Source organism: Rhodococcus wratislaviensis (assembly GCF_041228765.1).
Lineage (GTDB): Bacteria > Actinomycetota > Actinomycetes > Mycobacteriales > Mycobacteriaceae > Rhodococcus_F > Rhodococcus_F wratislaviensis.
This window is the reverse complement of sequence record NZ_CP150488.1, coordinates 1,767,795-1,780,327: the sequence shown is the minus strand read 5'-3', so window position 1 is coordinate 1,780,327 and position 12,533 is coordinate 1,767,795. Positions and strand designations below refer to the sequence as shown.

Below are 12,533 nucleotides of genomic sequence, written 5' to 3'. Positions count from 1 at the left end.
CATCTGCAGGGTCACACCGTCACCGTGCTCGCGGCGGCCACGCGCACCTGAAACTCGAGACGCGCCACGGCCTCCCGGGCAGAGTCGAGGGCCTGCTCGGCGGTGTCCCCGACGGCGCGGGCGTACGCGACACGCGAATCGGACGACTCCAGGACGGTGACCGCGCCGCCCGGGCGGACCAGGAGTTGCACGTCGGTCACGCCGTCGACCTTCCGGGCGTCGTCGACACCGCCCACGTCGACGAGGACGCCCGCGACCGGTGCGGCGGCGAACCAGATCGCGGAACAGCGGCCCGGCCGCTCCTCGGCGAGGACGGCCCGGATCCCGGGTAGGACCTTCTCCCCGACGGTCTGCCGCACGACGCATTCGGCGAGGTCCACACCGGTGGCATCGAGTGCCAGGGACGGAATCTCGTCGCCGCCCATCCGCACATGGGTTTCGATCACCCTGGGGCCGGTTGGGGTGAGCACGATCTCGGTGTGGGTTGCACCGAACTCCACGCCGACGGCGTCGAGCACCCTCGTCACGTACGTATGGATCCGTTCTTCCTGTTCCGCGGAGAGGGCGGCCGGTGCCACGTGCCCGAGTTCGACGAAGTTGGCGGGGTCGGAGAACTTGCGGGTGACGGCGACGATCTGGTGTTCGCCGCATTCCGACAGGGCCTCCACACTGAATTGCGGGCCCTCGTGGAACTGCTCCACCAGCACGCCGCTGTCGGTCAGTCCGTCGAAGTCGCCCCCGGCGCGCGCGAACGCCGCGACCAGTGCGCTGTGCTCCCGAACGATGGCCACCCCGGCACTGCCCGCGCCGCACACGGGTTTGACGACGCAGGGTAATCCGTGTTCGGACGCGAAGGCGCGCAACGCATCCACATCGGCGACGACCGCGGAGGCGGTGGCGTCGACACCCGACTCGCGAAGCGCGGCCCGCATGGCGTTCTTGTCGTGAACGGACGTCACCGTGCGGCGCGAGTGGGTGGCAAGGCCGAGGGCCTCCCCGATCGAGGCGCAGCGGTCCTGGTCGCGTTCGCCGAATGTGGCGATCCGGGTGAACGGCTGCTGCGCATGTGCGGCGGCGGCCAGCGCGATCCATTCCTCGTCCGGCGCATCGTGACGCACGGCGATGACCCGCGCATGCTCCGTCAGGCGGCGAAGCTTGGCGACGAATTCCAGTCGGCAGATCACCGAGGTCTGTGTGCCGGGGAGGGCGTCACGGACCCGGCCCGGGAGGTCGCGGCCGCTGCCGACGACGAGGACGTGTTCGGTCATTTCTTCACCTCGAGTGTCGAGAAGGGAGACAGTGCAGGAAGGTCGACGGCCGGGAGTTCCTTCGTTCGTGCGCGTTCCGCGAGACTGCGATGCGCCGCCGTCCGGGAGACCAGTGCCGCGGCCCCGAACGTCCCGGCCAGGACGGGCCAGGCCAGGATCCCGGCAGGCAACAGGACGACGACCAGAATTGTGGGGCCGAGCACCTTCTGGCCGGTCATGCCGAGGCTGAACGCGCCGAGGTAGCGGGCGACGGCCAGCTGCGGGGACAGCTCGGCCGACAGCTCCCAGGCGGCCACGGAGTGGATGTTCTCGGCGATCGACAGCGCCACGACTGCAACGACAACGGCGGCGATCGCCACTGTGGTGGCGGCCATCTGGCCGATCGCGAGTGCACCGCAGCAGAAGGCCATCAGTCCCCCGGTCCACGTCAGGAGCCGCACCGCCGCGGCCGCGCCCTCCGCGAACCGGGCGACGTAGACCTGCAGGACCACCGTGAGCACGGTGTTGACCGCCATGAGCACCGGCACCCACGCGAGCGGCACCGACGTGTACTCGATGACCCAGATCGGGAGCAGAACGATCAGCACGGTGTCGTACAGCGACAGGACACCGTTGCCGACGGTGAAGACCATGAACCACCGGTCGCGGAACGGTGAGCGCACCCCGGTTTCGGTCTGCTCGGGACCGTCGGGGCGAGGCGTGCGTTGCACGACCGTTCCCGTCCTCCGGAGTACGAGCCGCACGGCGAACGCGATGACCACGAAGGAGATTCCGTTGCCCAGGAACAGCGCCGTGAACGCGGCGGGGGTGCCGGTCACGAACACGACACCCGCCAGCAGGAACCCCGCGGTGAGACCGACGTTGCGGATGGCGCGGATCGTGGCCATCGTCCGGGTCCGGTCGCGGCCACCGATCACCGCCGTCACCACCGCCTGCTGGATCGGGCTGCTCGCCCGGTCGGCCGCGGTGAGCAGCACGGTGAGCACGAGGTAGGCGGTGAAATCGGGTACGAGCGCGAAGCATCCGTAGCCGATGCCGCGCACCAGCAGGAGTGCCACGTAGAACCGGCCGGGCCCCACCCGGTCGGCCAGCCTGCCCAGGGGTACCGGGGCGAGCAGCGCGAGCGCACCCGCGATCGTCGTCGCGAGGGCGATCTGGTTCGCGCTGAGGCCGACCACGCCGATGAAGTACAGAGCGAAGGACGCGAAGAACATCCCGGTGCCCAGCGAGTCGATGCCTGCGCCGACGGCGAGCGTGCGACCGGCCGGGCTGTCGGGGAGCAGCGCATCACCGAGCCGCCGGAGGCGGGTGTTCACGGGATGCTCCCCGGCGTCAGGAACGCGTGCACGAGATCGGCGGACCGCTGTACGTGGGTGGGTGTCGCCGCCTCGGGCGCCGGTCGCCGCAGGTGGTTCCAGGAGTACCGGCGGGCCGCGTTGACGAGTAGTTCGGTGGCCCTGGACGACTCGGCCGCGGCGGACTGCGCGACCAGCGCTGCCGCGATGAGGAGTCGGCTCATCCGGTCGACCAGAACACACCCGGCGGCGGCGACGGTCGCGGGGTCTGCACCGACCCATTCGTGGCGGGTGGTGCCCAGGGCTCCGAGCGCGTCGTCCACCATCTGCCAGGCCGCGAGCAACCTCCCCTGGGGAGCCACTCCGAGAAGCTCCCTGGCCCGATGGGCCGCCGCGTCGAAGTGTTCGCGAATCGTCAGCAGTTCCAACGCGTGGGTGGTCAGGGTCCAGCAGTCGGCCCGGGCGGTGCCGCTCCCGTCGGCGCGGACGGTGTCCGCTGCAACCGAGTACGCGATGCAGCGCCGGGCCACCCTCCGTGCGCGACCGTGCGACAGCTGCGGAAGGGCGTGCCAGGCCCGGACGGCCATCACGTCGACCACCCGGTCGGCGATCTCCTCGCGCCGCGCATTCGCCCACGCGCTGCCGTCGAGCAGGTCTGCCGCGCTCGCGAATCCGGTGACGGCGCCCTCCAGGATTCCGAGGCCCGCGGCGTCCCACACCGCGGCGACATGATCAGGGGCCGAGGGAAGCGAACGGGCGCTCATGCGAACTCCAGCCAGTGGCGGTAGGCGGGCTCCCGCCCGCGGACCACGTCGTGGAACACGTCGCGCAGCTGCTTGGTGATCGGGCCGCACCCACCCGCCGCCACCGGTCGGTCGTCGACGGACGCCACCGGGACGACTTCGGCGGCCGTGCCGGTGAGGAACGCCTCGTCGGCGACGTAGAGCTCGCTGCGGGTCAGGCTCTGCTCCCTGACCGTGATCCCCAGGTCGCGGGCGAGTGTGATCACGGTGTCCCGGGTCAGACCGGGCAGGATGTTGTCGCCGACCGGCGGCGTGATCAGCTCACCGTCGCGGACGGCAAAGATGTTCGCGGCGGAGGCTTCGGCGACGTGCCCGGTGGAGGTGAGCATCAGTGCGTCGTCGTATCCGGCGCGCAGCGCGCCGACCTTGGCCAGTGCCGAATTGACATAGGCACCGGTCGCTTTGGCCAACGGCGGGACCGCGTGCACTCCGTTGCGCTGCCAACTGCTGACGACGAGGCGGCAGCCCTCTTGGTCCGCGGTTTCGCCGAGGTAGGAACCCCACGGCCAGGCCGCGACGGCGACCCGGGCAGTGTCCAACGCGGGCGCGACACCCATCGAGCCGTAGCCGAGGTAGACGATCGGTCGCAGGTAGCCGGAGTCCAGGCCGGTGCGGCGCAGCAGTTCGAGCGAGATCTCGGTGAGCTCGTCCACCGACCACCCGGGGTCCAGCAGGTATACCCGCGCCGAGTCGTGCAGCCGACGCAGGTGGTCGCGCAGCCGGAACACGGCCGGACCTCGGTCCGTCGCGTAGGCCCGGATGCCCTCGTAGACACCCCATCCGTAGTGCAGACTCGGTGTCAACACGTGGACCTGCGCCTGGTCCCAGGCAACGAATTCACCGTCCATCCAGACGGTACTGGTCGGGATCAGTTCCATTGTTCTGCTTTCGGTTCGGTGGCGGCAGGCCGCCGGGAAGGGACAGGGAGTGCCGGTGCGCCGACCAGATCCAGCCGCCGCTCGATGCTGCGCGATTGCAGCGTCAGAGCCTCTCGATACTTGTCGGCGCCTTCGCCTCGGAAGGCGAACCAGCCCCAGCGGGGTCGCAGTCGGCATCCGCGGGCGATCTTGGCCTCGTAGGCGGCGAGGCCGTAGTGGACGCGACGGATGCCGTGCTCCACCGCCCACCGCGCCGTCTCGTGGTAGGTCAGCGTCAGGTAGCAGCCACGAACACCCGGGGCGAATCCGGCAGTCCTGGCGAACAACGTGTCGGGGGTGCGGAGGTAGAGCACGAAACCCATGAGCCGACCGTCGAGTTCGGCGCGGAGCACCACACAGGAGTCGCCCAATTCCTCACGGACGGCGTCGAAATCGCGTCGGACGCGGTCCTCGCCACCGGGTAGCCCGTACTTGGCCCGGTGAGCGACCTGGAGGGCGACGACCTCGTCGTCGATCGCCGCGGGACCCCAACGGACCACTGTGCGCAGACCGGCCTCGGTGTAGTCCGCGACCTCCTTGCGGAGCCGGACGCGACGACGCTTGCTCAGGCTCGCGACGTATTCCGCCCAGCTGTGTCCGCTCAGGTCCTGCACACCCTCGGCGCCCAGCAAGGCCGCCGTGTACCCGGCGCGGGTCGCGGAACCGTCCACGCCCTCGGCCTCCGCCTCTCCGACGTACAGCAATGCTTCACTGCGGCAGCCGAGTTCGTCACCGGCCTGATGGAGCAGGTCGGGCAGGGCCGCCATGACCGCGCGGCGCTGATCGTCGGAACGGCCGGGCGCGTGCGCGACACCGTGGTGGTTTCCGAACGTGGCGAGCGCCATCGACGGGTACTGATCCTCGCGGGCACCGGGCAGTGCCTCGGTCAGCTCGGCCCAGCGCAGCCGATCGGGGTGATCGAGCAACTCCGGTTCGGCCATCGGTCCTGCGGTTCCCGCCAGCCGGGGCGGGTCGTAGAAGAGCAGGCCCCCGGGCCGGGCCGTGAACAGCAGCGGCGCGACCGCGACGGTGCGGCCGCCCGCACGCACCTCGAGGTAGCGCACCTCGTGCAGGTCGGTGCGTTCGGTGAACCGCCACCACCGCGCGTCCTCCCAGATGATGTCCGGGTCGGCGATGCCCGCGAAGTCGGCGGCGGTGGGGCGGGCGCCGCGGGGCAGGACGTGGCCGGTGATCCCGTCCACATGGGTGGCGGTCATGCTGCGTCCTCGCTTTCGGCACGGTCCCAATCGAATCCGGCGCTCACCTGTTCCGCGGTGGCGATCAGCCGATGTCCCAGCGCCGTGAAGTCGGGGTCGGTCACCACCCAGTAGGCCAGGAAGTCCGCCGACTTGCGGTCGCGGTACCGGGCAGGGGTCCACTCGTCCCCGACGTGGGTGTTCAGCGTGAAGTCGTGCACGCCCGGCGGTGCGTCCGGCAGTCGCAGCACCCGGCCCTGGCGCGGCGGCACGCCGTAGAACGCCGCGTGCGGGGCGGCCGCCACTCGGTCCCGGACCGCGTCCAGGTCGGTCGGCAGCCCGCATTCCACCCGTGCCCAGAGATGCCGGGGGTCGATGCCCAGGACATGGCGCAGCATCGTCGGTATCGGCCCGCCGCCGATCCGTGCGGCCACTTCACAGAGCACGATGTCGCCGCCGGCGGTGACGAAGAACTCGGCGTGCACGCAGACGGTGGGCGGTGAGACGAGTGCATCGACGAGCCGCCAGGTCTCGTCCACGAGGCGCGCGCAGACCGGATCGGTGGTGTCGACCGACCGGGAGCCGAACGGGGCGTCGGTCCAGTGCTCGAGGCATCCTTGGCCGGTGTAGCGGGACGCGACGGCGGCCACGGGGGCTCCGGCCACGCGGAAGGCGTCCACATGATGCACCGCTCCCTCGACGAACTTCTCGACCTCGTACGGTGTCGCCGTGACGATGTCGGCGAGTCCGGTCGCCTGTGCCGGCGAGTCGAGCACGTACACGCCGGTGGAGCCGGAACCACTACGCGGTTTGACGACGACGCGGCCCGGATTCTCAACCATGAAGTCGACGATGTCCGCCGGGTGGCGCACCGGCGCGAAGGTCGGGACGAGAAGCCCCGCGGCCTGCGCCAATTCCTTCATCAGGATCTTGTCGCGGTAGGCGCCTGCCGTGGCGGAGTCCAGGCCGGGCAGGCCGAGTTCGCCGCGCAGTCTGGCGGCCCGTTCCACGTCGACCTCGGCCAGGGCGAACACAGCTTTCGGCCGGTGCCGTCCGGCGAGTTCCCGAGCGGCGCCGAGCACAGCGTCGTCGTCGTGATAGTCGGTGACCGTGACGATCTCGGCGAATCCCTCACCCGGGTCCGTTCCGGCGGCGCAAACCGCCACCAGCCGTCCACGTTTCTCCGGCAGCCACTGGGCGAAGGGCAACCCGGCGGCGCGCGGGCTGATCAGTACGAGAATCATCGAGAAGTTTCCTTCCTGGTCGCGGCGAATCCATCGAAGTTCGGTGCCACCGTCGCGAAGACTTCCGCGGTCCGGGCGTCCAGCGGTATGCCCCGCGCCCGCCGTTCGCGCTCGTGGGCGCGTTGCGGATCGCCCGGGGCCACCACCGGCGACCCGGTGGCGGATGTTGCCCCGCGGACGGTGCCCAGGAGGTCTGCCAACCCGGCCGCGAATTGCGTATGCCCACTGAATGCTCCGGGGTCCAGAGCGAGGATGAAGTGGCCGACCCCTCGGCTTCGACCGGGCGTTCCCTCACCGACTTGCTCGAGCTGCCAGTCGGGCGGCGACCCGGTCAACACGGCGCCCAGCAGAGTGACCGCCATTGCCAGGCCCTGTCCCTTGTATCCGCCGAGTGGTGACAGGGCGTAGGCCTCGTCGGGTTCCGCGGTGGGCCGCCCAGCACGGTCGGTGGCCCAGCCGCTGTTCAGTGGTCGTCCCTCGGCCCGGCGGTGCTTCACCTCGCCGAAACACACCTGGCTGGTGGCCATGTCGAGGGCGAGCCCGTCGTCCCCCGTACCCGCGGCCACGCTGATCGGGTTGGTGCCGAACAGCGGCTCGACCCCGCCGTACGGGGCCACCCGGGAGGCGGCGGACGTGACTGCGATACCGATCATCCCCTGCCCGGCCAGGTGCCGCGTGTAGACCGACGCCGCGCCGAAGTGGTTGGAATTGCGCACGCCCACCGCCGCGACGCCGAAAGCCTTGGCCCGGTCGGCTGCCAGGCGGGCGGCGGCGAGTCCGGCGAGCACGCCGAGTGCGCCGTCCGCATCCAGCAGCAGTCCGGCCCCACGGTCCCGGACCACGGTCGGACACGCCGCTGCATTCGCGACGCCCGTCGCGAGTTCGTCCAGGTATTGCGGCAGCAACCGCAGACCGTGGGTGTCGATGCCGCGCAAGGAGGTGTCGACGAGCGCGGCGGCCACCAGATCGGCGTCGTCCTCCGGCACTCCCGCCTCGACGAGTGCGATCGCGGCAAGCCAGCGGGCCTCCTGCTCGTCGAACAGCGAGTTGTTCGGCTGTGTCGGGTGGATCATGAAGCACTCCAATGCATGAAGACGTGTCGGCCGATGCCCGGGATGTCGAACTCCGGGCCCAGAATCCGGAAGCCCTGCTTGACGTAGAAGCCGGCGGCGGACGTGCGGGCGTTGCACCAGACCGCGCCTGCACCGGCCAGTACGGCGTTCGTGAGGACGGTGCGCAGAAGTGTTGTCCCGGCACCGGTACCGCGAACCTCCTCGAGGGTGGCCATACCTCGGAGGCGCCAACCGCGGCCGGGGAGAAGGCCTGGCACGGCGTGCGTTTCGGGTGGATCCTCGTGGTACAGCGAGGCCACGCCGACCGGACGTCCCGCGACGAGTGTGGCGAAGTGCCGGGTGCCGACGTGCGCGTCCTCGGGGTAGGCGCAGGTCTCGGGTGGTTGACCGGGCCGGAGCACCGTGTGGCGGATCGGCCGCACGTCGGCAGCGGATACCGGCCGAACATGCCAGCCGTGCGCGGTCGGATCGGGGAGGTAGCCGGAACCGGGACGATCTGGGAGGGTGACGCGGCCGGCGCCGTCGAGTGTCAGCCCGTGGCCGGTGTTCACCGCGAGGAGGTCGACTGCGTCGACATCCAGGTGGTCGGCCAGTCCCCCGAGGTGGGCGGTGGCCGACACCCCGGCCGCGGATTCGGGCATGCAGCCGAGCATGGTGATCAGGCCGCGTTCACGGGCCCGGCGCAGCAGCGCGAGGGACGGGGTGATGCCCCCGGCCTTCATCGGCTTGACGTTGATGCCGTCGAACGCGTCGGTGCAGGCGTCCAGATCACGCGGTGATGCGATGCTCTCGTCCGCGATCACCGGGATCGGGCTGCGCTCCTTCAGGATCCGGGCCTCTAGCCACGCCGAGCGCGGAAACGGCTGCTCGATCAACTGCACGCCGAGTTCCTGCAGGCCGGGCAGGACGGGGAGCAGTCGGGACAGCTCCCAGCCGCAGTTGCCGTCCACGGAGAACGGCGCGTTCGTATGGCAGCGGAGTTCCTTGACGACGGTGAGGTCGCCCGGATCGGCGAGCTTGATCTTGTACGCCGACCACCCGGGACGTTCGCGGAGTTTGTGGACCATCATCTCGGTCTCGTCGAGCCCGATACTGAAGCTGGAACGCAACTCCCGCGGTCGTTCCAGCCCGAGGGCCTGCCACAGCGGCACACCGAGCAGCCGTGCCCGCAGATCGTGCACCGCGGTGTCGAGGGCGGCCAGGACGAACGGCGAATCGGGCAACTCGGCGGACAACGCTCGCCACACCGCGACCGGGTCGTCGGGACCGAGGTCGATCAGCAACGGCGCAATCCGCCGCAGATCCGCGTGCATCCGGTCCAGGTCCGAATTGTAGTGGTCCGTCATGAACGCGGATGCCTCGCCGAATCCGGCCAGACCGTCCTGCTCCACCTCGACCACCAGTCCCCGCTGCACCGGAATCGCCTCTCGCGCAGAGCGCCACAGATGCCGTTGCGTCAAGCTGATCTCGTGCGCGGTGACCTTCACGCGTTGCCTCCGGCGCCGAAGAATTCGCGGTCACGCGGGCCGTGCGGGCGGAGGTCGTCCCACCACTGCGCGTGCTCGTCGTATTTCGCGAAGAACGGCTTGCCGACCAGGTCCGCCTGGCGTGCCTGCAGGAACCGCAGCGCGAACGCCCGTCCGCCGTCGAGATCGACGACGCCGTCGACCACGACCTTCCCCGGGGACGCCGACATCACCGGACCCCGCGCGGTCCGCCCGAGTCCGGAGACACGTTGCAGCGCTTCGCGGTAGATGTCGACCGCTCGCGCCAGTGGTAGACCGAAGTACGGTCGGGCACCGGTGTCCCGCTCGACGAACATGTAGTACGGCACGACCCGGTTGCGGACCTGTGCCTGCCAGAGGTCGGCCCACGTGCGCGGGTCGTCGTTGACGTGACGCACCACCGGGGCCTGAGCGCGGAGCACCGCGCCGGTCGACGCCAGCCGGGCCAGCGCCGTCCGGGCGGCATCGGTTTGCAGTTCCGCGACGTGCGACAGGTGCAGCATCATCGCGACGTGCTTGCCGGCGGCGGTCAGCCGCTCGAGCAGCCGCAGCAGGTCGTCGGCTTCCGGCCCGGCCAACAGCCGGTACGGCCAGAACGAGACGGCCTTCGTGCCGATCCGGATCGTCTCGACGTGTTCCCGCCCCGGTTCGAGCAGCGGCTCCAGATACGAGGCCAGCAACTCGGTCCGCATCACCAGCGGGTCGCCGCCGGTCAACAGCACGTCGGTGATGCCGGGGTGCAGGTCGAGGTACCGGGTCATCGCCTCCGGCCCGGACATGGCCATCTTCAGGTCCGGGGTGTCCACGAACTGGGCCCAGCGGAAGCAGTAGCCGCAATAACTGTGGCAGGTCTGCCCCTGGCGGGGGAACACCAGCAGGGTCTCGGAGTACTTGTGCTGCATGCCCGAACCGTCGATGTCGTCGTGCTGCGGAACGTTCATGCTCAGCTGGTCACCCGGGTGCGGGTTCAGTGCGGCCCGGACCGTGTCGACCGCCTGCCGGACGGTGCCCCGATCTCCCTGCGCCACGGCCTGCTCGATCAGCGCGAAGTGCTCGGGCTCGAGCATGTCGCGGTGTGGGAAGGTCAGCCGGTAGATCGGGTCGTCCGGCGCACGGCCCCAGTCGATCAGCTCGTCGATGACGTAGCTGCTGACCTTGAACGGCAGCACCTGGGACACCACGTGGGCCTCGTGCCCCAGGACCGGGTCGCCGGTTCGCTCGGCGACGAGCTTGCGGAGCCGGTCGCCGCTGATCGATCGCGGAGCGAGGGCCGCGCGGGTGTCGAGATCGAGCAGGGTCATTTGTCCGTCACCGCCAGACCCCAGTCGAAGTCGACGTCGCCCAGAACATTCATGTCCGACATCAGCGAGTACAGACCGCTGTAGTCGCGCACGAGCCGCGAACCGGATTTCTCGGCGCGCACGTCGGCGAGCATCTTCTCCCATCCGGTGACCTTCTCGATCCGGAAGATCGCTTCCCACGTCGAGTAGTCCGTGGCGACGAACGCCTCCAGCCCGGCGACCAGCATGTCCAGGAAGAAGCGGCGTTTGACGGGGTCCAGCACCTCGTACACCAGCTTCGCCATCTCGTCGGAAATCGATGCGTGGCAGTACTCGTCCCGGTTGTGCAGCTTTGCGGTGGTGGAATTGACCACCTGGATGTCGTGATCGTCGGCCAGCAGATCGAGATACGCGTTGATCGAGATCTCGGAGACCGTGGCGAAGGCCAGCGTGGTCAGGCTGCGCTGCCAGCGTTCGGCGGCATGGGCCCGCAGCCGACGGTGCGTCCGCGAGGTGTGCGATTCGGGTAAGGCGCTGTCGGGGAACAGGTTCTCCCGTTTACGTCTGGTCAGCGCGCTCGCGTTGATGTGCATCAGGGTGTGGTACTGCTCGTCGACCATGGCCTGGGCGAGGGCGATGTCCATGTCCTGGCCGCCGAGACCCGGGAATTCGCCGTCCATGACGAGTGCGAACGCCGGGTTGGCGACGCGCTGCTCGGCGAGCACCGTGTGCCGGTTGTACGCGATCCAGGCCCAGCTCAGCAGCCGCGACCGCAACGGGTCGGGCATCGCCTGCCACGTCGGATGGTCGCGGAACGGCACGATTGCCTCGGGGTAGTCGGCCCGGCCGGCGTCGAACAACTCGTCGAGGTCGGGCTCGTCACGCTTCACCGTCGACCGTCGGTGCCAGTTGCCGGCGAGGCGGCTGATGACGGCGTTCTCGGCTTCGTCGGCGGGGTCGAACGACGGCAGTCCGGGAAGGTGCACCAGCCCGTCGTCCTCCGAGCACTGCAGGTTGAATTCGTCGATGATCATGCGCGAGTCCGGTCGCCGGCCCAGAACCGAGTGAGGTGACGGGCGCGGTCGGCGTACTCCGAACGCGCGTGCAGCATGCGCTGGTTGTCCCAGATGAGCAGTGCGTTCTCGGGGATCAGCACGCGGGTGCGCAGTTCGTGGAACAGGTCGCTGACGCGATGCGCCAACCTGCGACCGGCCCGGCCGAGCGGCAGCCGAAAGTCGTCGACGTCGGAGTCGTGGTGCGGGTCGTAGTCGGCCGCGGTGAGCAGGTTGTAGCTGAAGCGCAGGGCGGTGCGGCCGGTGTCGTCCGCGCCCAGCATCGTGGTGCGTACACCCCCGTCCGGGCCCGGGAAGGTCAGTTCGGCGTCCGTCATCAGGGTGAGCTCGGCCGGTTCCAGGGCGTCGACGAGCCGCCGGATGTCGAGAAGATCGGTGTGGCCGCCGCCGCAGCGCGCCTGCCGGTGGCAGAACAGCGCCAGGTACGCCGGGCTGGGATTCCAGCCCGGGGCCTCGGTGTGCGCCAGAATCGTGTTCGCGCTCTGCGAGTACGCCCGATGATCGTTGCCGGGACGGTACGTCACCTCGTGAGTGAGGAGCCCGTTGTACTGCGGGACCAGATCACCCAGCGAGACAACCACTTCCGCCGCGGCGGCGCGGTCGGGCACGTCGTGGACGACGACGTAGCCGTCCTCCCCCAGCCGGGACCGGTCGAGACGACCTTCCACCGTTTTCCCACCTGCAGGGGCAGAAACCACATGACAATTCGGCGACATCCATTCCTCCATTCCGAAAACCCGACTGGGATACGCACCCCGTGATGCCGGTCGGTCGAGACCGGGATCGTCGTGATCGGTTTCAAGAATGTGGCCGTGCCGCCACGCACACCAGGCACCCTAGGGGAGCCAAAACGTCACCCGGACAGAACTGCCGGGGCTG

Annotated in this window: 11 protein-coding genes; all 11 read right to left on the bottom strand. The window is 69.7% G+C overall.

The window, feature by feature from the left end; translation table 11 throughout:
* Positions 1-11: 11 nt before the first annotated feature.
* The 11 genes from WKC72_RS07950 to WKC72_RS07900 are packed head-to-tail and all read right to left on the bottom strand — an operon-like array spanning position 12 to position 12,370.
* On the bottom strand, positions 12-1,268 hold the full coding sequence (locus WKC72_RS07950) for an ATP-grasp domain-containing protein (protein ID WP_370182243.1): 1,257 nt from the start codon (positions 1,266-1,268) through the stop codon (positions 12-14).
* Positions 1,265-2,584, bottom strand: coding sequence for an MFS transporter (locus WKC72_RS07945; protein WP_370182242.1), 1,320 nt, complete (start codon positions 2,582-2,584; stop codon positions 1,265-1,267). Before WKC72_RS07945 ends, WKC72_RS07950 begins: the two co-directional genes overlap by 4 nt.
* Positions 2,581-3,327 carry a hypothetical protein gene (locus WKC72_RS07940; protein WP_370182241.1) on the bottom strand — a complete coding sequence of 249 codons (747 nt, stop codon included), beginning with the start codon at positions 3,325-3,327 and terminating at the stop codon, positions 2,581-2,583. The genes WKC72_RS07945 and WKC72_RS07940 overlap by 4 nt, the downstream gene beginning before the upstream one ends.
* Positions 3,324-4,244 (bottom strand): branched-chain amino acid transaminase, encoded by a 921-nt coding sequence (locus WKC72_RS07935; RefSeq protein ID WP_128641003.1) that lies wholly within the window; start codon positions 4,242-4,244, stop codon positions 3,324-3,326. The genes WKC72_RS07940 and WKC72_RS07935 overlap by 4 nt, the downstream gene beginning before the upstream one ends.
* Positions 4,235-5,500 (bottom strand): GNAT family N-acetyltransferase, encoded by a 1,266-nt coding sequence (locus WKC72_RS07930; protein ID WP_370182240.1) that lies wholly within the window; start codon positions 5,498-5,500, stop codon positions 4,235-4,237. Before WKC72_RS07930 ends, WKC72_RS07935 begins: the two co-directional genes overlap by 10 nt.
* A complete protein-coding gene (locus tag WKC72_RS07925; RefSeq protein ID WP_370182239.1) occupies positions 5,497-6,723 on the bottom strand; it encodes an acetyl-CoA carboxylase biotin carboxylase subunit family protein in 1,227 nt (408 codons plus the stop codon). The genes WKC72_RS07930 and WKC72_RS07925 overlap by 4 nt, the downstream gene beginning before the upstream one ends.
* On the bottom strand, positions 6,720-7,796 hold the full coding sequence (locus WKC72_RS07920; RefSeq protein ID WP_370182238.1) for an Ldh family oxidoreductase: 1,077 nt from the start codon (positions 7,794-7,796) through the stop codon (positions 6,720-6,722). Before WKC72_RS07920 ends, WKC72_RS07925 begins: the two co-directional genes overlap by 4 nt.
* Positions 7,793-9,283 (bottom strand): GNAT family N-acetyltransferase, encoded by a 1,491-nt coding sequence (locus WKC72_RS07915; protein WP_370182237.1) that lies wholly within the window; start codon positions 9,281-9,283, stop codon positions 7,793-7,795. Before WKC72_RS07915 ends, WKC72_RS07920 begins: the two co-directional genes overlap by 4 nt.
* Positions 9,280-10,602: a KamA family radical SAM protein gene (locus WKC72_RS07910; protein ID WP_037229856.1), complete on the bottom strand. Its 1,323-nt coding sequence runs from the start codon at positions 10,600-10,602 to the stop codon at positions 9,280-9,282. Before WKC72_RS07910 ends, WKC72_RS07915 begins: the two co-directional genes overlap by 4 nt.
* Entirely contained in the window at positions 10,599-11,615 is a 1,017-nt protein-coding gene (locus WKC72_RS07905) for a diiron oxygenase (protein ID WP_128640997.1), read from the bottom strand. The genes WKC72_RS07910 and WKC72_RS07905 overlap by 4 nt, the downstream gene beginning before the upstream one ends.
* Positions 11,612-12,370, bottom strand: a complete 759-nt coding sequence (locus WKC72_RS07900; RefSeq protein WP_052032998.1) for a TauD/TfdA family dioxygenase — start codon at positions 12,368-12,370, stop codon at positions 11,612-11,614. The genes WKC72_RS07905 and WKC72_RS07900 overlap by 4 nt, the downstream gene beginning before the upstream one ends.
* Positions 12,371-12,533: the final 163 nt, after the last annotated feature.

Excerpts from the sequence above, each read along its gene's own strand:
- WKC72_RS07950 (WP_370182243.1), bottom strand. The coding sequence starts at position 1,268 with ATGACCGAACACGTCCTCGTCGTCGGCAGCGGCCGCGACCTCCCGGGC.
- WKC72_RS07905 (WP_128640997.1), bottom strand. The coding sequence starts at position 11,615 with ATGATCATCGACGAATTCAACCTGCAGTGCTCGGAGGACGACGGGCTG.
- WKC72_RS07935 (WP_128641003.1), bottom strand. The coding sequence starts at position 4,244 with ATGGAACTGATCCCGACCAGTACCGTCTGGATGGACGGTGAATTCGTT.
- WKC72_RS07940 (WP_370182241.1), bottom strand. The coding sequence starts at position 3,327 with ATGAGCGCCCGTTCGCTTCCCTCGGCCCCTGATCATGTCGCCGCGGTG.
- WKC72_RS07910 (WP_037229856.1), bottom strand. The coding sequence starts at position 10,602 with ATGACCCTGCTCGATCTCGACACCCGCGCGGCCCTCGCTCCGCGATCG.
- WKC72_RS07925 (WP_370182239.1), bottom strand. The coding sequence starts at position 6,723 with ATGATTCTCGTACTGATCAGCCCGCGCGCCGCCGGGTTGCCCTTCGCC.
- WKC72_RS07920 (WP_370182238.1), bottom strand. The coding sequence starts at position 7,796 with ATGATCCACCCGACACAGCCGAACAACTCGCTGTTCGACGAGCAGGAG.
- WKC72_RS07900 (WP_052032998.1), bottom strand. The coding sequence starts at position 12,370 with ATGTCGCCGAATTGTCATGTGGTTTCTGCCCCTGCAGGTGGGAAAACG.
- WKC72_RS07930 (WP_370182240.1), bottom strand. The coding sequence starts at position 5,500 with ATGACCGCCACCCATGTGGACGGGATCACCGGCCACGTCCTGCCCCGC.